14 protein-coding genes are annotated in these 19,253 nt (G+C 56.9%); 1 reads left to right on the top strand and 13 read right to left on the bottom strand.

Annotation, left to right across the window (positions count from 1 at the left end):
* Nucleotides 1–9 precede the first annotated feature (9 nt).
* The 9 genes from EL29_RS12490 to EL29_RS12530 form a co-directional block, all read right to left on the bottom strand.
* A complete protein-coding gene (locus EL29_RS12490) occupies nt 10–627 on the bottom strand; it encodes a YfgM family protein (protein WP_028715466.1) in 618 nt (205 codons plus the stop codon).
* Nucleotides 628–665: 38 nt separating this feature from the next.
* Nucleotides 666–1,940: a histidine--tRNA ligase gene (gene hisS, locus EL29_RS12495; RefSeq protein ID WP_013026733.1), complete on the bottom strand. Its 1,275-nt coding sequence runs from the start codon at nt 1,938–1,940 to the stop codon at nt 666–668.
* Between the two features lie 105 nt (nt 1,941–2,045).
* Nucleotides 2,046–3,167: a flavodoxin-dependent (E)-4-hydroxy-3-methylbut-2-enyl-diphosphate synthase gene (ispG, locus tag EL29_RS12500; protein WP_014594315.1), complete on the bottom strand. Its 1,122-nt coding sequence runs from the start codon at nt 3,165–3,167 to the stop codon at nt 2,046–2,048.
* A 39-nt stretch (nt 3,168–3,206) separates the two neighbouring features.
* On the bottom strand, nt 3,207–4,208 hold the full coding sequence (rodZ, locus tag EL29_RS12505) for a cytoskeleton protein RodZ (protein ID WP_029571446.1): 1,002 nt from the start codon (nt 4,206–4,208) through the stop codon (nt 3,207–3,209).
* Entirely contained in the window at nt 4,198–4,929 is a 732-nt protein-coding gene (pilW, locus tag EL29_RS12510) for a type IV pilus biogenesis/stability protein PilW (protein ID WP_028715468.1), read from the bottom strand. The genes rodZ and pilW overlap by 11 nt, the downstream gene beginning before the upstream one ends.
* Before the next feature lie 81 nt (nt 4,930–5,010).
* Nucleotides 5,011–6,180 carry a dual-specificity RNA methyltransferase RlmN gene (rlmN, locus tag EL29_RS12515; protein WP_013026737.1) on the bottom strand — a complete coding sequence of 390 codons (1,170 nt, stop codon included), beginning with the start codon at nt 6,178–6,180 and terminating at the stop codon, nt 5,011–5,013.
* Nucleotides 6,181–6,363: 183 nt separating this feature from the next.
* Nucleotides 6,364–6,795: a nucleoside-diphosphate kinase gene (gene ndk, locus EL29_RS12520; protein WP_003848684.1), complete on the bottom strand. Its 432-nt coding sequence runs from the start codon at nt 6,793–6,795 to the stop codon at nt 6,364–6,366.
* Nucleotides 6,796–6,971: 176 nt separating this feature from the next.
* Nucleotides 6,972–9,299 carry a peptidoglycan glycosyltransferase PbpC gene (gene pbpC / locus EL29_RS12525; RefSeq protein WP_028715469.1) on the bottom strand — a complete coding sequence of 776 codons (2,328 nt, stop codon included), beginning with the start codon at nt 9,297–9,299 and terminating at the stop codon, nt 6,972–6,974.
* A 12-nt stretch (nt 9,300–9,311) separates the two neighbouring features.
* Nucleotides 9,312–14,210: an alpha-2-macroglobulin family protein gene (locus EL29_RS12530; RefSeq protein WP_028715470.1), complete on the bottom strand. Its 4,899-nt coding sequence runs from the start codon at nt 14,208–14,210 to the stop codon at nt 9,312–9,314.
* 143 nt (nt 14,211–14,353) lie between these two features.
* On the opposite strand from EL29_RS12530, the gene sseA reads away from it, so the two are divergent.
* Nucleotides 14,354–15,196, top strand: coding sequence for a 3-mercaptopyruvate sulfurtransferase (gene sseA, locus EL29_RS12535; protein ID WP_028715471.1), 843 nt, complete (start codon nt 14,354–14,356; stop codon nt 15,194–15,196).
* Nucleotides 15,197–15,229: 33 nt separating this feature from the next.
* Here sseA and sseB read toward each other — a convergent pair whose 3' ends face one another.
* The 4 genes from sseB to iscR all read right to left on the bottom strand — a co-directional run bounded on the left by sseB (nt 15,230) and on the right by iscR (nt 19,207).
* A complete protein-coding gene (gene sseB, locus EL29_RS12540; protein ID WP_013026741.1) occupies nt 15,230–15,994 on the bottom strand; it encodes an enhanced serine sensitivity protein SseB in 765 nt (254 codons plus the stop codon).
* 51 nt (nt 15,995–16,045) lie between these two features.
* Nucleotides 16,046–17,332 (bottom strand): aminopeptidase PepB, encoded by a 1,287-nt coding sequence (gene pepB, locus EL29_RS12545; protein WP_013026742.1) that lies wholly within the window; start codon nt 17,330–17,332, stop codon nt 16,046–16,048.
* A 127-nt stretch (nt 17,333–17,459) separates the two neighbouring features.
* Complete coding sequence (locus tag EL29_RS12550; protein WP_015699735.1) at nt 17,460–18,620, bottom strand: IscS subfamily cysteine desulfurase; 1,161 nt, start codon at nt 18,618–18,620, stop codon at nt 17,460–17,462.
* Between the two features lie 89 nt (nt 18,621–18,709).
* Nucleotides 18,710–19,207, bottom strand: coding sequence for a Fe-S cluster assembly transcriptional regulator IscR (gene iscR, locus EL29_RS12555; protein WP_014594322.1), 498 nt, complete (start codon nt 19,205–19,207; stop codon nt 18,710–18,712).
* Nucleotides 19,208–19,253 lie beyond the last annotated feature (46 nt).

Genomic DNA, 19,253 nt, shown 5'->3' on the forward strand with positions numbered 1-19,253 from the left:
TTGACTGGCTTAGCTTAAGTTATTCATCTTCATCTGCATCATTTGCTTCAGTGCAGGAGACGCGTCAGATTCTACGCCTTTGCTCCATGCATCGCGCGCGCCCTGCTTATCGCCCTTGCTGAGCAGCGCTTCGCCTCGGATATCAGCGACAATGGCTGTCCAGCCATCACCCTTCACACTGTCAAGGGTTTTAAGTGCCGCATCAGCCTGATTCTGTTGCAGTTGAATGCGTGCCAGGCGCAGGTTGATAACCGCCTGCAGGTTGGCATCTTTAGTATCTTTCAATCCGTTTTGCAGCAAGGTAGCGGCTTTGTCCAGCTGATCGCTGTCGACATACTGCTTAGCCAGATCCAGGGCCGCCAGGGCACCGTAAGTATTGCTGTTTTCGCTGGCGAACGTGTTGACGGCTTCCAGGGTTTCTGGCTTACCGGCCTGCATCGCACGGGTGACTTTTTGGTATTCTGCCGATACAGTTTTCGCGGAATCCTGCTGATGGCTGGACCAGTAGCGCCAGCCGCCCAGTGCAGCAATCCCGATAACCACGCCTACGGCTAAGGCTTTACCGTTGTTGGCGAAAAAGCGACGCAGCGCATCAACCTGTTCGTTCTCATTGCTATAAACTTCCACGCAATCCTTCTCCTTTCAATGGTTGTGCTTTGACACGCTTACTGCAACAGCGTGCGCAGTGCAGCAGCCGCGTCCGCCTGCGCCAGCGTTTGCTGTTCGCCATTGCGCAGGTCTTTAATCACGACCTGACCGGCCTTCTGTTCATCTTCGCCCAGCACCAGGGCAACGCGGGCGCCCCATTTATCCGCACGGGCGAACTGCTTCTTGAAGTTACCGCCGCCAAAGTTGGTCATCAGTTTCATTTCAGGCAGGTGATCGCGCAGTTTTTCTGCCAGCTGCATCGCCGCTGACTGAACGCCCTGACCTGAAGCGATAACATAGACATCGACATTGCGCGCGGGTTCAAATTCCGGATTCACCGCCTGCACTAACAACACCAGGCGTTCCATTCCCATTGCGAAACCGACACCCGGTGTGGCACGGCCACCCAACTGTTCTACCAGCCCATCATAACGACCGCCACCGCAAACGGTACCCTGGGAGCCCAGGCTGTCGGTAACCCATTCAATCACCGTGCGGTTGTAATAATCCAGCCCACGCACCAGCCGCTGATTCACCGTGTAAGCAATACCCGCGTCGTCTAACAGCGCGCGCAGCCCGTCAAAATGCTCGCGTGATTCCACATCCAGATAATCGCCCAACTGAGGCGCATCGTTCAGCAGCGTCTGAATATCAGGATTTTTACTGTCGAGCACGCGCATCGGGTTACTGTACATACGGCGCTTACAGTCTTCATCCAGCGCCTCTTTATGCTGTTCCAGAAACGCCACCAGCGCATCGCGATAGTTGGCACGGGCTTCAGGCGAACCAATGGAGTTCAGTTCCAGACGAACATGGTCGGCGATGCCCAACGCTTTCCACCAGCGTGCGTTCAGCATGATCAGTTCGGCATCAATGTCCGGCCCCTGCAGACCAAAGACTTCAACGCCTATCTGATGAAACTGGCGGTAACGCCCTTTCTGAGGACGCTCGTAGCGGAACATCGGCCCCATGTACCACAGGCGCTGTTCCTGGTTATAAAGCAGACCGTGTTCGATACCTGCGCGCACGCAGCCCGCCGTGCCTTCCGGACGAAGCGTCAGGCTTTCGCCATTGCGATCGTCAAAGGTATACATCTCTTTTTCAACCACATCGGTGACTTCACCAATTGCGCGTTTGAAAAGAGGAGTCTGCTCTACGATGGGTAAGCGAATTTCGCTGTAACCATAACTCGCCAGCACTGACTTCAGTACATCTTCAACCCGTTGCCAGATGGCCGTATCCGCAGGCAGGAAATCGTTCATCCCGCGAATCGCTTGAATATTCTTCGCCACGTTAAAATCTCTTAATGCAAAAAAACCTGTCCGGCATCATACCTCATGAGGATGAAACCGCACAGGTTCAGCTAAAAAAGTCATGCACGCCGTACACGCAACGGATTATTTTTCCAGTTGCTGCACGTCAATACGACGGGTTTCATCCAGCATGGCCGCTTTGGCACGAATGCGCGCTTCCAGTTGATCGATCATATCGTCATTGTCCAGACGTTCGCGCTGGCGCACGCCATCTTCATAGAAGCCGCTTTTCTTATTACTGCCGGTCACGCCAAGCGTAGAAACGGTGGCTTCGCCAGGCCCATTCACCACGCAACCGATGATGGAGACATCCATCGGCGTGATAATGTCTTCCAGTCGCTGCTCCAGCGCGTTTACCGTGCCAATGACGTCAAACTCCTGACGTGAACAGGTCGGACAGGCGATGAAGTTGATCCCGCGAGAGCGGATGCGCAGCGACTTCAGGATATCAAAGCCAACCTTTACCTCTTCAACCGGATCGGCTGCCAGAGAAATACGCAGCGTGTCGCCAATGCCTTCGGCCAGTAACAGCCCCAGACCAATCGCCGACTTCACCGCACCGGCACGTGCACCGCCCGCTTCGGTAATACCAAGATGCAGCGGCTGCTCGATCTGCTTTGCCAACAGACGGTAGGATTCAACCGCCAGAAAAACATCAGAGGCTTTCACGCTGACTTTAAACTGATCGAAGTTAAGACGATCCAGATGATCGACATGGCGCATCGCCGATTCCAGCAGGGCCTGCGGTGTAGGCTCACCGTATTTTTCCTGCAGATCTTTTTCCAGCGATCCGGCGTTAACACCGATACGAATGGGGATATTGTTATCGCGGGCGCAGTCAACCACCGCACGAATACGCTCGTTATTACCGATATTACCCGGATTGATACGCAGGCAGTCCACTCCATACTCCGCGACTTTTAGCGCAATACGGTAGTCAAAGTGGATATCTGCCACCAGGGGGACGTTCACCTGCTGCTTAATCAGCTTAAACGCTTCGGCGGCATCCATGGTGGGCACCGAGACGCGGACGATATCGACGCCTACGCGCTCAAGGGCTTTGATCTGATTGACCGTCGCGGCTACGTCAGTCGTGCGGGTGTTGGTCATCGACTGAACGGCGATTGGCGCACCGTCGCCAATGGGCACCTGGCCGACGTAAATACGTTTAGACTTACGACGGATAATGGGTGCTTGGTTATGCATATTTCTTCTCCACAATTGCCCGGTACACGCGATACGCTGTTATTGCGCACCCAACGTCAGGCGAGCAACCTGGTTATTACGGATAAAGCGACTTAAATCAACGGGTTTATTCTGATATTGCACCTGAACCACGGATGGCGCGCCAATTTTCAGACGATAGGGAGCCGTGCCAGACAGGCTCAGCTTGCCACCGCTGCGCTGGATACCGCTAAACAGTTTCTTACCCGTTGCATCGCTGACTTCCAGCCAGCAGTCGCCGGTAAAGGTCATCACCACGGCATTCGGATCCGCCGCCGGTTCGCTAACCGCCGCCGCGCCCACTGGCATCTGCTGCGCCGTATTGGTGCTGGCCGGTGCGGGGCTGGTCGAAGTCGGTGCCTGAGAAGGCGAAACAACGGTGTTATTCTCTTCCTGCTGGGCAGCCGCGGCAGTGCTGTTACTGTTTTCAGCAGGCGCCGTGCCGGTGGATTCATCGGCGTTCGCTGGTGTGCTGGCGGCATTATTGCCCAACGGCACGCTGGTGCTGTTATCGGTTGATGCGCCGTTCGTCTGTCCCAGGGGGATAGACTGGCTGCTGTCGCTGTTACTGCCGTTTTGATCGGCCATCGACACCAGCTCATCCTGTGAGGCTTTATGGTTCTGCCACCACCAGGCGCCTGTCAGGCCGATCACGACAAAGACCACCAGCCAGGTAAAAATCATCAGCCAGCCGTCGCGTTTCTTACGCCGTTTGCCCAGGGAGAAGCTTTGCATCGGCTCAATTTTTGCGGCACGAACCGGCGTCTGCTTTTCCATCATCGGCAGCAGTTCCTCTTCAGGAATGTGCACCAGACGCGCATAAGAACGGATGTAACCGCGCAGGAAGGTAGAGGCTAAATCCGCAGGTGATTTGTCTTCTTCAATATCACGTACGGTAGTAAGTTTCAGGCACAGGCGTTCAGCAACATGTTGCTGCGTGAGTCCCATTTGTTCACGGGCCAGACGCAGGCGTGTACCTGTGGAATGAACTGCAGAATTTTCTTGAGTGGCTTCAGTATTCATTAGCTAAATAACGCTGGTACTGTATCGATTGCGGAAAACGTCGCGCTAACTGGTCGCCATAACGTGAAACGTCTGCGGCATTTCCCTGTTGCGCGGCGAAACGTATGTGTAACGCCAGGCTGCGTGCCGTCTCCGGCAGCGGCTGGTAAAGCTCTAATAATAGCGCTACGTTAGCCCACTGGTCATTTTCGACCGCGCTTTCAGCTTCGGCTAGTAGCGGCGCTCCTTTACTCTGGTCCGCATCGAGCGCATACGACAAAGCAGCACGCGCTGCTTCTCTGTTTCCTGCCCGCAGATAACAATACCCCGACAGTTCATACGCATCGATACGGGCGTCTCCTTCCTGCGCACCCTTCGCCCGGATAAACTGTTGATGCGCTTCATCATACTGCCCTAAAGCGCAAAGAAACGCACCGTAATTGTTAGGGATGTAACCATTATGTGGCGCAATTCGCTGCGCGTGCTGAAAATGATAATGCGCTGCGGCAGTGTGCCCTTGCCGCTGAGCCAGCCGGGCCAATGCCAGGGGCACGCGGTAATCCTGGGGAGCGGCCGCCTGCGCCCGTAAGAGATTACGGCGCGCAGCAGGATAATCCTCTACCGCGAGGTAGTGCATACCCAGTTGCAAACGAAGCTCCGCTGCCCCCGATTGGGTCGGCGAACGGACACAACCGCTTACAACAAAAACGGCCAGTAATGCCGTGCATATCCCTTTGCCCATCGCCTTTCCATCCTGTTATCGCTGTGGCTGGCAGCAGCCTGCCACGCAGAGACGGAATGGAAAACCCTGTTAGTCAGCCTTTCAGAGCGCCTTCACAGATATGGCTTCGCCCGCCATTTTCTTACGCAGGGTGCGTTTCGTACGGTCAATCACTTCCCCGGCCAACTGGCCGCAGGCGGCATCAATATCATCACCACGGGTTTTACGCACGATAGTGGTAAAGCCGTAATCCATTAACACCTTGGAGAAGCGGTCAATGCGGCTGTTCGAGCTGCGACCATAAGGTGCCCCGGGGAAGGGGTTCCATGGAATCAGGTTGATCTTACACGGCGTTTCTTTCAGCAATGCCGCCAGTTCATGCGCGTCATCGGTGCTGTCGTTGACATGATCCAGCAACACGTATTCGATCGTGACGCGTCCCTGGTTCGCATTGGACTTACCAATATAGCGTTTAACCGCCGCCAGGAAGGTTTCAATATTGTATTTCTTGTTAATGGGTACGATGTCGTCACGCAGTTTGTCGTTTGGCGCATGCAGCGAAATCGCCAACGCAACGTCGATCATGTCGCCCAGCTTGTCCAGGGCAGGCACAACGCCCGAGGTCGACAGGGTGACACGGCGTTTCGACAAACCAAAACCGAAGTCATCCAGCATGATTTCCATGGCCGGAACAACATTATTCAGGTTGAGCAACGGCTCACCCATGCCCATCATCACCACGTTGGTGATAGGACGCTGACCGGTCACTTTGGCCGCACCAACGATTTTTGCGGCACGCCAGACCTGACCAATAATTTCTGACACGCGCAGATTGCGGTTAAAGCCCTGCTGCGCCGTCGAGCAGAATTTACACTCCAGCGCGCAACCCACCTGAGAGGAGACACATAAGGTGGCGCGATCCCCTTCCGGGATATACACCGTTTCAACCAGCTGATCGCCGACGCGAATAGCCCATTTAATGGTGCCATCCGTTGAGCGCATCTCTTCAGCCACTTCCGGGGCGCGAATTTCGGTGAGTTCCATTAACCGGTTACGCAGCTTCTTGTTAATGTCGGTCATCTGCTCGAAATCATCGCAGCAGTAGTGGTAAATCCACTTCATCACCTGATCGGCACGGAAGGGTTTTTCACCGAGCGAGACAAAAAACTCACGCATTTGCTGACGGTTGAGATCCAGCAGGTTGATTTTTTGGCTTTTGGGTGAGACGGAAATAGGCGAGGTGGACGCGGACGTCACAATCTGTTCGGACATAATGTTCTCTGGCCTCGTTGTTACACGTTATGGCGCTGTTGGGAAAAGAAAAAAATTGCGCCTTCACTAAGCTGGCTCAATGAAGGCGCAATATTGTACAACATCTGCTGCCTGATAACAGGCTAGAGTTGCCCGTGTTCAGCAGATTTTTGTAAAGCCCTGTACGCGTCAGTCGTTAAGCAATTAACGGGTGCGCGGGCAAATTTCGTTTTCGCCGAAGAAATAGGCAATTTCACGGGCGGCTGATTCGGCAGAATCTGAACCGTGGGTTGCGTTCTCGGTGAAGCTGTCAGCGTAGTCTGCACGCAGTGTGCCAGCCAGCGCGTTAGCAGGGTTAGTTGCACCCATCAGGTCACGGTGACGCTGAACGGCATTTTCACCTTCCAGTACAGAAACCACAACCGGACCAGACGTCATGAATTCAACCAGACCGTCGAAGAACGGCTTGCCTTGGTGCTCTGCGTAAAAACCTTCAGCCTGCTCTTTGCTCAGCTGCAGCATTTTTGCGCCAACGATTTTGAAGCCTGCGCTTTCAAAACGGTTGTAGATGGCACCGATCACGTTTTTAGCGACGGCGTTTGGCTTGATGATAGAAAAAGTACGTTCGATTGCCATGATGACCTCTGTCTTGACGTTCTGAAGAAACCGAGGGCGCGCGCCCCGGCTAAGAAACGGCGCCGATTATAGGGGTTGAGTGTGACGTTGCCTATCACCGAACCCATAATTTATTGAAAAATCTTGATCTGAGTCGGGGCTAATACTTTTCAACTCTGATTTAGCGCAAAAAACACTCACCCACGGGTAAAAGCGACAGAGGCCAGCTGACCGGCCTCATCCATGACCACCAGCTGATAGTCCCCTGCCCGATCAAGAGGTAGCGACAGGGTGCCGTTCTGACTTTGCGTTTCGAGCGGCTCGCCGTTTAAAAACCACCAGCGCTGAACGCCCTGACCGCCCTGCACCGCAACCGGTATCACCAGCGTAGTATTGCCCGGCAGCGGCTGAACGCGCTGCCCGTCAATAACGCCAGTCACAATCAGCGGCGCGCTACTGCCCTGCTGCAAGGGCGGACACCGGGGATCAACCGCCGGTAAGCGCTGCGCCCGACGCTCCTGCGGCGGCAGCCAGGCTTCCAGCGGCAAAGGCCACACCAGACGTTCATGGCTGATGGCTCGCGGGCAATCCGCCGCAACCCGTAAGCCCTGTTCGTTCTGCCAGTAACGCAGGTGCAATCCACTCAGGCTTTCCTGCCCCGGCGCCAGCAAGGTCGGCGGCAGCGTGTCGTTCAGCACCCAACTCTGCCGCCGTTGTCGGCAGTTTTCGTCTCCCTCGGGCAGCGGCTGCCCGCCGGGCCAGCAGATGCCTGCCACGCTGACCGACGCCGGTCGCGGATCGGTGGGGATTGCCCGCCCGGCCAGGCGGTTCATCAGTACGTTGTTAACCTGATTCATGACGGGAACCGCAGACGCGAAACCAAACTGCCCCGCAACCGGCGTTGCATCGGGTCGTCCGACCCAAACGCCAATCAGATAACGCGGATTGATTCCCACGGCCCAGGCGTCACGGTAGCCGTAGCTGGTGCCGGTCTTCCATGCCAGCGGTACCACCGCAGGCGCGCTGCCATTACCCGCAGGCTGAGCCTCACCGCCCAGAATACGGCGGATAATCCAGGCCGCACCGGGCGAAAGCAGTGGGCGTTCCTGTAAGGGCTGGTCTGCCATCCAGCGCAGCTGACCGGCGTTGCCATGTCGGGCAAAGGCGCTATAGGCCGCCACGATATCATCCATGCGCGCTCCGGTGCCGCCGAGAATCAACGACAGGTTAGGCTCTGCCCCCGGTGGGAAACGTAGATTTAGCCCCACATTGCGCAGGCGTGCGGCCACATTTTTTGGGCCCAGCGCCTCCAGCAGCTGCACGGCGGGCAGATTGAGTGATCGCACCAGCGCTTCGCTGGCGCTGACCGGGCCATGAAAACCGGTATCGAAGTTACCCGGACGGTAATCGCCAAAACGACGTGGAACATCCTGCAGTAAAGACTCGGCATGGATGAGCCCCTCGTCCAGCGCCATGCCATAGACAAAGGGTTTCAGGACCGATCCCGGCGAGCGAACGCTGGCAATCATATCCACATGACCAAAACGGCTGTCGTCGCCGAAATCGGCGGAACCGACGTAGCCACGCACCGCCATAGTAGTGTGATCCACCACCAGTATCGCCAGTGAGGTGCGCGGAGGAAGCTGGTTTTTCACATTCAGCGCCATGCTTTCCAGCTCGCGCTGCAGCGACGGATCCAGCGTAGAGACGATTTTATCGTGCGTAGTCATCGATAACAGTCGCCGCGCCAGTAACGGCGCCATCTGCGGCATCTGGCGCGGCGGGAGCCAGACCGGTTCCTGGCGGATTTCAGCGACCCGTCGGGGCGACCAGACATGATACTGCGCCAGCCGATCCAGCACCTTATTACGTGCCGCTTCAGCCCGCTCTGGCCAGCGATCGGGCCGCAAACGACTGGGTGCCTGTGGCAATACGGCCATTAGCGCCGCCTCGCCCCTTGTCATCTGTGACGGCGCTTTACCCAGCCAGCTCCAGCTTGCCGCTCCAATCCCTTCCAGCGTGCCGCCAAAGGGCGCACGATTAAGATAAAGCGTTAAGATATCGTATTTAGAGAGATGCCACTCCAGTTGCAGAGCGCGCCATGCCTGAATCAGCTTGCCCCGCAGCGTTCGCGGCTGTGGGTCGATGATTCTGGCCACCTGCATGGTTAAAGTGCTGCCACCCGAAATGACGCTGCCATGACGCAGGTCCTGCCAGGCCGCGCGAAGCAGGGCGAGCGGATTAATCCCGGGATGGTACCAGAACCAGCGATCTTCATAGGTCAGCAACGCCTGTATGTACGTCGGCGACACGTCAGCGGGAGTGACCGGATAGCGCCAGATGCCCTGGTCGTCAGCGAAGCGCCACAGGGGTGTGCCGTCCTCGGCGACCACCACACGTGCGGGCTGAACCTCTTTAAGGGGCAAGGGGAATAACCGATCCAGAATCAGCGGGACAAGCAGCAAGGCCAGAATAAAAAGCGGCAGGGCTACCCACCGCTTTTTGATGTGCCTGTTTTTGATCACAACCCGGCCCGGCTACTGTTGTACATGCAGCTGTTGCGGCGTCGCACCAATCGCCCGCCACTCAGGTACGTACATCGATTCCACCTGCGGTGGCGGCATATGGTAGCTGCCCGGCGTCACTGCGCGCGCCAGATACATCAGGGTTGCAGGACGATACGTATCCACTGCCAGCGCGGCAACGAAGCGATCGTCACGGAACTCAATATGCCGGATGTTGGCCTGCTGCATATCCATCATGCTCTCTTTTAACGCATCCGCACTGTCACCCAGGCTGGCACTGCTGTCTGCCAGATTCTGGTTTTCCAGCTCCAGTCCGGCCGGTAACAGATCCACGACCAGCGCATCGCTGATGCGGCGTTTCGCGGCCACGGTAAGACGGACCACCAGCAATTCACCGCTGCGAAGATTATTGAGATCCGCCGGTTTACCGTCCAGGGTGAAGTACTCTCGCTTAACAGACAGCATATGGCTGACCGGATTCGGCGGCGTCAGCGGATAACCCACCACGTTCAGGCTGCCATACAGCGGTGCCGTGCCGGGATTGCTCACGTCAACGCCTTGCGCCAGCTGTTGACTATCCAGCCCTTTATTCACAGGCCCACTGCTGCTTACGGGCGGTTGATCACCCTGTAATATCGCCTGCCAATCCTTACCCTGTGCGGTTTGCAGCGTGCGCGCCGCCAGGTAAAGCGCATTGTTCTCTTGGGTAGAGAGCCAGCGCTTGCCGTTCAGCTCTTTCGACAAAGAGAGCAGCAGGCTGTTTTGCAGTTCCGGCTGCAGCTGATATTCCGCTAACAGGGCGATCATCATCCCCTCATCGCGCACCGTACTGCCGTAGTCGCCAAACCAGCTGCTTTCAGGTCGTGACAGCGTGGCGCCCTGCATCACAGCCAGCGGCGAACGCTGTCCATCCCCCATCAGCTTCAGCGCGACACCCAACTGCATCAGCGCCAGCCCCGATTTGGCCTTGTCACGCTTTTCGTAAAGCGCACGCAACGCGCCCAGTGGCGCACGCTGCTGACGCGCCAGCACCAGGCCGGCATAAGCCTGAACGCTGAAACGCAATGCATCGGTGTCGGCACTGCCACTAGCGGTAATTTGTGAAGGGTCCTGTAAATAACGCAGCAGCCGTGCATTAGCCCGATCAATCACGTCAGGGGGCAAGGCATAGCCCGCTTCGCTGGCGCGCAGTAAAAAGTCAGTAACGTAAGGTGTGAGCCAGAACTCCTCTTCACTCTGCTTACTCCACAACCCAAAGCTGCCGTCAGCACGCTGCATCCCGGCCAGACGGGCGATGCCGGTGTCAACGGCGGCCCGACGAACGTCATCACTGCTGGTTTTTATCCCCATAGCGCTGAGCTGCGCCTGACTGGTATAGAGCGACGGCCAGAGACCGCTGGTGGTCTGCTCCAGACAGCCATAGGGATAGGCATAAAGCGCACTGATGTAGCTGGCGATATTTAAAGGCGGACGATTACTCAGGGTCAGTTGTCCACTCAGGGTTTCTGCATCCAGACCCGCAAATGCCGCCGCCGTGACCTGCCAGGGGCGATCGTGGTCAATCACAGCGGCAAAATTGAGGGTTTGCGCAGGATAAGGCGGCCTGACGCCAATCTTCCACGTCTGCTGGCTGGGCCGCACCGTCTCACCGGGCAGGTTCAGCCCTGAAATCTGCACCTGCACTTCGCCGTCACCAAACCCGGTTTTCGCCGTCACGGGCACCTGCAGGGTGGTCCTTTCGCCTTTTGCCAGCGTCACATTTTGTGTGGCCGCGCCCGACAGTCCTATCAGACCTTGGGCAGTCAAATCGACCTTCAGCGTTTGCGGCAGGTCCGTCAGATTGGTGATATCCAGCGCCAGTGAAGCGCTGTCGCCGCTGGCCAGAAAACGCGGCGTGGCCAGTTCGCTGACCAGCGGGGCAGCCACCACCAGCTTACGTTCGGCAGCGCCAAAGCTGTCATCGCTCCAGACCTGCGTCATTAAGCGCAACTCGCCGTTAAAGGCCGGAATGGGCAGCGTAATGGCACCCTTGCCGTTTTTATCCAGCGTAACGGCCTGCAACTGCTGCGCCACGATATTGACGTGGGTGACCGGTTTTTTACCGCCGCGCGTCATGGATTCGTCTTCACCGTCTCCGCCAAAGCGCAGAGCAGCCAGCCGTCCACCGCTTTCAATCAGTTGACCAAACACATCGTACTGATCGACGTTATAACGCTTGCGACCGAAAAAAGCCGTCCAGGGATCGGGCGTTTTATAATCCGTCACGCTTAACACACCGCTGTCTACCGCTGACAGCAGGACGTGCACCTTGTCAGGCAGCGGGCCGCCTTCACGGCTGGCCTGAACGTTCACCGTCAGGTTCTGCTCAGGACGAACCTTATCGGGTGCGTCCAGCGTCAGCGTTAAACGTCGCGCCTCGGTCGCCATCGGCAGATGTAACAGTCCGACCGCCCGTTTCGGCGTGGCACCACTGGTTTTGTCCCCTTCCCGCACCACAATGGCACTGAAATAGAGATCGTGGCGCTGCCAATTGGCCGCGATCGGCACGTCTACCTGGGTTCCACCCTGCGGCACCGTTAAGGGTTGCCACCAGAGCGTCCCGCTGCTGGATTCCACCATCAGATAGCCTTTTCCGGCCGTGGGCGATTCGACCTGCAAATGGACGGTTTCACCCGGTTGGTATGCCGCTTTATCCAGCTTTAGTTTGACCTGGTCCGGACGCAGTGCGCCTGTACCATTGGTATTATCCTGCCAGTCATAGCCCGCCTGAAAACGCACGCTGCTGATGATTTTTTCACCCGACTGGACCTCTAGCCGGTAGCTGCCCCACTCAACCGGGAAGCTGACCTTGGTGCTGCCGTCAGCGGGAATGCTGACAGATTGCTCATCTTCCTGCAGGTCTTTGGCATCGTAACGTGACTGCCAGCCTTCACTGTCCGAGAAGCTCCAGTAGTAGTCACGCCGTTCACGAATTAAGCGTACGTCAAGCTTATCTGCCGCCAGCTTAGCGCCCTGACTGTTGGCATAAACAATATCGAATTCTGCCAGGCTGTTTTCCGGCACGGTCGGCTCATCGTGATAGCTGTCACTGCGGTAATCGTAGATCGCCTTATTGCCAAACAGCGGACGGATACCGGGCAACGCGTCCGCCGGCCAGATGGCCTGAGTAGCACGTCGGGTGACCGGACGACCGCCGGTTTCCAGCAGGCTGGCCTGCAGTATCAGGTTCAGCGGTGAGTGAAGCTGATCCCACTGATTATCCACGGTCAGTTGCGCCTTGCCGTTGGCGTCAAGCTTAAGATCGACATCGTCCAGACTGCGCTTCAGGCCCTGTTCGGTGATGTCACCAAACTGGTAGCCCGGCAGCGCAGCAACCGCCTCACGGGCCGGACGCAGATAGAGCTGTCCCTGCAGCTGATTCCCTGCCGCAGGCGCGCCATACAGATAGCGCCCCTCAATGTCGAACGTAATATCGGCATCCGCAGGCTGGGGTTGTTCATCGTTTTTCAGCGTTAATGCCATGCGCTCAGGCAGAAAATCCTCAACGCGGAAATGCCACTGCCGCAGCTGGTTATCACCGGTATTCAGCCGCAGCATCCAGCCGCCGGTCATCGCCGAAGCCGGTAAAGCAAACCGCTGCTGATAGAAACCGTCCTGCGGCTGCCAGACCACCGTGCGCACTACCTCGCCGTCGGGCTGTACCAGCTCAGCCTTAACCGGTTGGGCAGGTAAAGGCTTGCCGTCCGCATCGCGCAGCAGCGCATTGACGATCACTGTTTCGCCAGGCCGATAAATATCTCGTGGGCCGAAGACGAAGAGCTGTTTGTCATAGCCTTCGGGCCCCGCTACGGGGAATTCGGCTAAATCCAGAGCAGGGCGCGCCAGGTCGATCAGCGAAGTTTGTTCGCCCTTCATGGCCAGCAGGAACTTGCCTTTTTCGTCTGCATTAAGGCGCAAATGACCGCTGCTGTCGCTGGTGCCGTTTTGCAGCACCAGGCCTTTATCATTCAACAGCCTGATACTGACGCCGGAAAGCGGTGCGCCGTTTTCCAGACTCTGTGCGAAGAGTTCAAACTGGGTGGGAAAGCGGTGCAGCGACAGGCCGATATCGCTCAGGGTAAACAGCGTCGCAGGCATGCTGTAGTGATAAGTGCCCGCCTGCTTCATGACCGCCAGATAAACCCCTGGCTGCTGAAGCGGCTTAATGTCTTTCAGCGGCAACTGCAGTTTTTCCCGCGTGTTACGGGCCGGGTTGAGTTCAAAGCGGCCGGTATACACCAGTTGGCTGGTTTTCAGCAGTTCCTGAGATTGCCAGGTAGAGAGGTTGTTACCGTAATTCCACTGGGAAAGGAATTCCGCCAGGCCCGCATTTTTGATTCGGAAAAAATCCACATCCACCTGGTCTACGTTCAACGCCAGTACCGGCAGCCCCTGCGCGATACGCAACGGCAACAGGGAGCCTCGGCTGGCAAAGCCCACCATCGGCTCAATGTCGCGGGTAGTGATTTTTTTGCTGTAGGCCGTTGTCAGCGTCTCACCGCTGGCGGCGCGCAAGCCCGAATCGACGGTCACGGTGAACTGACGAGAGGGTTCAGGATGGCGAAAACGCAGGGCTTTACGATTGCTGGAAAGCTCCCAACCACCATCGACTTTGCCGTGTTTATCGTCGATCAACCTGACCTTTTGCGCCAGATCCTGCTTGTCATCCAGCGGCTGATTAAAGGTTAAAACCAGCGCCGCCGCGCCATCAAGCTGTAATTCAGAGAGATCGATAATGGTGAGTGGTTTGCTGGCCTGCGCGCTGGCTGCAGGGGTTTCTGCACTGACAGGAAAAACAGGTAAGGTGGCGACAGACAGCAGCGAACCACCGATCAGCATGCTGAACAGCAGCCGGTTAATGCGTTTTTTCATGGTAAATCCTTCACCGGGCCCCAGGGGAATTGTTATAACGCTGGGCAATTTCACATCAACGCTCGCATTTAATCAACGCTTCTCTTGAGATGGTGTGCACATTACCCGACACTGGCATGACAGATTGCTGAGATGAGGTTGTTATGACGACGCCACTGTTTGTGTCCGCCGACTGGTTACAAGAACACTACAACGATGAAACGCTGCAGGTACTGGACGCACGTATGCTGCCGCCAGGCATGGATGCGGTTCGCAATATCCAGGCTGAATACCTGGCGGGTCATTTGCCCCAGGCACCTTTCTTTAATATTGAAGCACTTTCCGATCACACCAGCCCCTATCCGCATATGCTCCCGCGCGCTGAAAGCTTTGCCGTGGCCATGCGCGAGCTTGGCGTCAACAGTGATAAACATCTGATTGTTTATGATGAGGGCAACCTGTTTTCTGCCCCGCGCGCCTGGTGGATGCTGCGCGCTTTCGGCGTCGCCCAGGTTTCCATTCTGGCTGGTGGTTTGCAGGGCTGGAAAGCCGCAGGCTTTGCGCTGGCGGAGGGGGAAGTGAGCCTGCCTGAGGGCGAATTCGAGGCTGAGTTCGATGACGGGTTGGTGAAACGCCTGACTGACGTGCTGTTGATTAGCCATGAAGGTGGCGCACAGATTGTGGATGCCCGTGCGGCTAACCGCTTCAATGCCGAGGTAGATGAACCGCGTCCTGGTTTACATCGCGGGCACATTCCCAACAGTCTGAATCTGCCGTGGAACCTGTTGGTTGAACAGGGACAACTGAAGCCAGAGTCCGAACTGCGCGCCCTGTTTGCCCAGGCGGGCGTGGACCTGACGCAACCCGTTGTCGCCACCTGTGGCTCAGGCGTTACGGCGGTCGTGTTGATTCTGGCGCTGACGTCGCTGGGCGTTCGGGAGGCTACGCTCTATGACGGTTCCTGGGGCGAATGGGGAAGCCGGGACGATTTGCCGATTGCGAAATAAGAAGACGCGCGGCCGGTGAGGCCGCGCGCGTTGTCAGATAATACGCTGACCGCCTTTGAACTCGCGCAGGAAACTCCCCCAGCGACGTTCATAAAAGGGCGTGATGTGGGCGGTAAAGAAGTGGCTGATGCCGCGATCGTCTGCCGTGACCTCGCAGATATCAATGGGTGCATCATCCAGTAACGTGTCGCTGGCGACGCTGCCAGCGGCCTGAATAATGGCCTCAATATCGCTGTCCGCTTCAATCCCAATCAGCAGGTTAGGTTCCTCATCCGCGCGTTCACGAATGCTGGCAACAAAGGCGCGTTTCACCTGCTTATATTTGCTGAGCAGCTGGGTCAGAGAGTCAATCATCTGGGCAGGCGGTTCTGCCACTTCCGACAGCAGCAGTGACTGCCCACCTTCCAGCACGCTTTGCTGAGTGAGTGCACTGCCCTCTTCGCCCAGCAGATGGCTGATTTCCGCCGCGGAGAACTCTTTTCCCGTCGGCAGTTTTGGGTTCAAAAACAGGGTTTCGCCACGCGTCATGTCAAACAGGGTGCGCACGGGTAAACGTAAATACGCCTGTTCGCTCTCAACGGCTTCGCTCATCGCCTGTTCGGAGGTAAAAAACGGTATGACGCTGCTGCCATCCTCTTTTTCCCAGTGCTGGAGATCCACCGGCGTACTGGCATCCAGTTGCTGGCTGGTGCTTTCGCCGGGCACCCAGACGTCAGCTTCCAGCAACAGCTGGAAAAATTCAGGCCGGTGCGCAGGCTCGGTCGCGGCCAGCTTCAGCACCTCTTCAAGACGGTTCATAGTTTACTTCTACCTTGAGAAAGCGGTGACCAGGTCACCGCTGGATTGCGCTTATTTCAGTAACAGGTTGGCGAGGGTACGGACACCCAGACCGGTTGCACCGGCAGCCCACTGATCGACCGCGCTTTTGCGATAGGTCGCTGAGCAGTCAATATGTAACCAGCCCTGCTGATAGTGGCTGACGAAGTACGACAGGAACGCGGCAGCGCTGCTGGCACCTGCCGAATGCGCCGGACTGGCAATGTTATTAAGATCGGCAAAGTTCGAGGGCAGATGGTTGCGATGGAATTCCGCCAGCGGCAAACGCCAGAAAGGTTCGTTTTCGCTGACTGCGCTGCCCATCACTGACTGCGCCAGGCCATCGTCAAAGGTAAACAGCGCGTGATAATCATTGCCGACCGCCGTCTTCGCGGCACCGGTCAGGGTTGCCGCATCGATCAGAAGCGTCGGGTTCTGCTCGCTGGCATCAATCAGGCCATCAGCCAGTACCAGGCGGCCTTCAGCGTCGGTGTTCATCACCTCTACCGACTTGCCGTTACGGTAGCGAATGATGTCGCCCAGTTTGAAGGCATTGCTGCTGACCATGTTATCCGCGCAGCAGAGGTAAAGTTTAACCCGCTTATTCAGCCCGCGCGCGATCGCCAGCGCCAGCGCACCGGTGACGGTGGCCGCACCGCCCATGTCCGACTTCATTGAGTCCATGCCAGCGCTCGGTTTCAGGCTGTAGCCGCCGGTATCAAAGGTAATGCCTTTGCCCACCAGACAGGCGTAAACAGGCGCCTCGCTGTCTCCGGTTGGGTTGAAATCCAGCGCCAGAAAGACCGGCGGGCGGTTAGAGCCGCGACCCACGGTGTGCAGGCCCATGTAGCCTTGTTCGCGTAAGTCGTCGCCTTTGGTGATGCGATAGCTGACGGCCTCACCACCCAGCTCACTGAGTAAGTCAATGGCGCTGTGCGCCAGCGTTTCCGGGCCCAGATCGTCGGCTGGTAAATTAATGGTGTCGCGCACCCAGCCAACAATTTTGCGGCGGCGATCGAACTCCGCCTGCTCGTGTTCACCCAGTTGCGGCCAGTCCACCTGGTTTTTGCCCTTAGGCCCGCGATAACCCTGCCAGAATGCCCAGCACTGCTCAAGGTGCCAGCCTTCGCCAGCCAGTGAAACATGACGAATGCCCTGGCCATCCAGTTTACGGGCGGCCCGTTGAATGGTCATCAAGGCATCCGCTTCACGCAGGTGCAGGGTCATGCCGTTATCATTGCTGCTTAACAGCGCTTTTTCGCCCCAGCGCGCATCGGCGGGCTGGCTGCTGAGCGTAATATTCATCGGTTGTGTATTCATTGTAGGGCTCCGTATTCGTTATTCGTTTCATCCAGCCTGTTTTAAGACGGCTTTTTCATTCAGATGTTACGCTGCACGCCGCAGATGTTGTCGGCGCACAGTTTGTCAGCCTCGGCTGGCAAATGCATCATGACTTCATGAGTTCACGCAGGCGCGTAACGGACTTCTGCACCAGCGCGATGGCATAATCGATCTCGTCTTCCGTGGTAAAACGGCCCAGCGAGAAGCGAAGCGAGCTGTGTGCCAGCTCTTCGTTCAGGCCAAGCGCACGCAGGACATAGGAGGGTTCAAGACTGGCAGAAGTACAGGCCGATCCAGACGACAGCGCAAGATCTTTTAACGCCATGATCAATGACTCACCTTCAACGTCAGTGAAACTTACGTTGAGAATGTTGGGACAGCTGTGCTGCAAATCGCCATTTACGCTGACGCCGCCGGTCTGGCGCAGCCCCTGCCACAGCCGATCCCGAAGGGCAGACAAGCGGGCCATCTCTTCTTCGCGGACTTCACGGGCAATGCGATAGGCTTCACCCATCCCCACGATCTGGTGCACAGGTAAGGTGCCCGAGCGCATATTGCGTTCATGGCCGCCACCATGGATTTGTGCATCGATCTGAACGCGCGGCTTACGGCGCACATACAGCGCGCCGATCCCTTTGGGGCCATACACTTTATGGGCGGAAAAGGACATCAGATCGACAGGGAGTTCACTAAGATCGACAGCGAGCTTACCTACGCTCTGTGTGGCATCAACATGGAACAGGATGCCACGTTCGCGGCAGAGCGCGCCCATCGCGGCGATATCCTGAATCACGCCAATTTCATTGTTCACGTGCATGATCGACACCAGAACGGTGTCATCGCGCAGTGCAGCACGCAAATCCTCAATCGCGATCAGACCATTGGCGGCGGGCGTCAGCCAGGTAATGTCGAAGCCTTCACGTTCAAGTTGCAGGCAGGTATCAATCACCGCTTTATGTTCGGTTACGCTGGTAACGATGTGCTTGCCGCGCGCCTGATTAAACTGGGCTGCGCCTTTAATGGCGAGGTTGTCGGATTCGGTGGCACCGGAGGTAAACACGATTTCACGCGGGTCAGCATTCACCAGCTCTGCCACCTGATTACGCGCAACGTCTACCGCTTCTTCGGCCTGCCAGCCAAAACGATGTGAACGAGAGGCCGGGTTACCAAACGTGCCATCCAGCGTCAGGAATTGCATCATTTTGCTGGCCACACGCGGATCGGCCGGCGTGGTAGCGGCGTAATCCAGGTAAATCGGTAATTTCATTGCGCTACAGCTCCGTATAGAAAATCATACGTATTTATAGCAGATTCAGCCCCTACCGCGTTAGCAGTAAGGGCCGGAGAAGAGGAGGATTACGAGGCGCGAAGGTTCACGTTGATTTCCTGAGAACGGGAGTTCTGGAAACGGCGGTTGTCATTGGCGTTCTGACGGTCGGCCACGTCCAGGATTTCCTGATTATTCACCAGCTCAGCCAGCGTAATGTTGTTCAGGAACTCACTAATGCGCACACTCAGATCGCGCCACAGGACGTGAGTCAGGCAGCGTTCGCCGCCCTGGCAGCCTTCTTTGCCCTGACACTTGGTGGCGTCCACGGACTCATCTACCGCCGTGATCACTTCTCCCACCGCAATCGCATTGGCTTCTTTACCTAGCAGATAACCGCCGCCCGGCCCGCGGACGCTTGCTACCAGGCCATGCTTGCGTAAACGCGAGAATAACTGCTCCAGATAGGAGAGCGAAATGCCCTGGCGTTCAGAGATATCTGCCAGTGGAACCGGGCCCTGGTGAGAGTGAAGGGCAACGTCCAGCATGGCGGTAACAGCATAACGTCCTTTGGATGTCAGTCTCATAGCATACAACCTCAATAGCGTCCGGTTATCGGAGGATTAGCGAAGA

Origin of the sequence: Pantoea ananatis LMG 2665, from assembly GCF_000710035.2 — a bacterium.
In the GTDB taxonomy this organism is placed as follows: Bacteria; Pseudomonadota; Gammaproteobacteria; order Enterobacterales; family Enterobacteriaceae; genus Pantoea; species Pantoea ananatis.

Bases quoted from the DNA above. Each gene is read 5' to 3' on its own strand.
- sseB (WP_013026741.1), bottom strand. From the start codon at position 15,994: ATGAACCGTCTTGAAGAGGTGCTGAAGCTGGCCGCGACCGAGCCTGCG.
- pepB (WP_013026742.1), bottom strand. From the start codon at position 17,332: ATGAATACACAACCGATGAATATTACGCTCAGCAGCCAGCCCGCCGAT.
- sseA (WP_028715471.1), top strand. From the start codon at position 14,354: ATGACGACGCCACTGTTTGTGTCCGCCGACTGGTTACAAGAACACTAC.
- rodZ (WP_029571446.1), bottom strand. From the start codon at position 4,208: ATGAATACTGAAGCCACTCAAGAAAATTCTGCAGTTCATTCCACAGGT.
- rlmN (WP_013026737.1), bottom strand. From the start codon at position 6,180: ATGTCCGAACAGATTGTGACGTCCGCGTCCACCTCGCCTATTTCCGTC.
- EL29_RS12550 (WP_015699735.1), bottom strand. From the start codon at position 18,620: ATGAAATTACCGATTTACCTGGATTACGCCGCTACCACGCCGGCCGAT.
- pilW (WP_028715468.1), bottom strand. From the start codon at position 4,929: ATGGGCAAAGGGATATGCACGGCATTACTGGCCGTTTTTGTTGTAAGC.
- ndk (WP_003848684.1), bottom strand. From the start codon at position 6,795: ATGGCAATCGAACGTACTTTTTCTATCATCAAGCCAAACGCCGTCGCT.
- iscR (WP_014594322.1), bottom strand. From the start codon at position 19,207: ATGAGACTGACATCCAAAGGACGTTATGCTGTTACCGCCATGCTGGAC.
- ispG (WP_014594315.1), bottom strand. From the start codon at position 3,167: ATGCATAACCAAGCACCCATTATCCGTCGTAAGTCTAAACGTATTTAC.
- EL29_RS12530 (WP_028715470.1), bottom strand. From the start codon at position 14,210: ATGAAAAAACGCATTAACCGGCTGCTGTTCAGCATGCTGATCGGTGGT.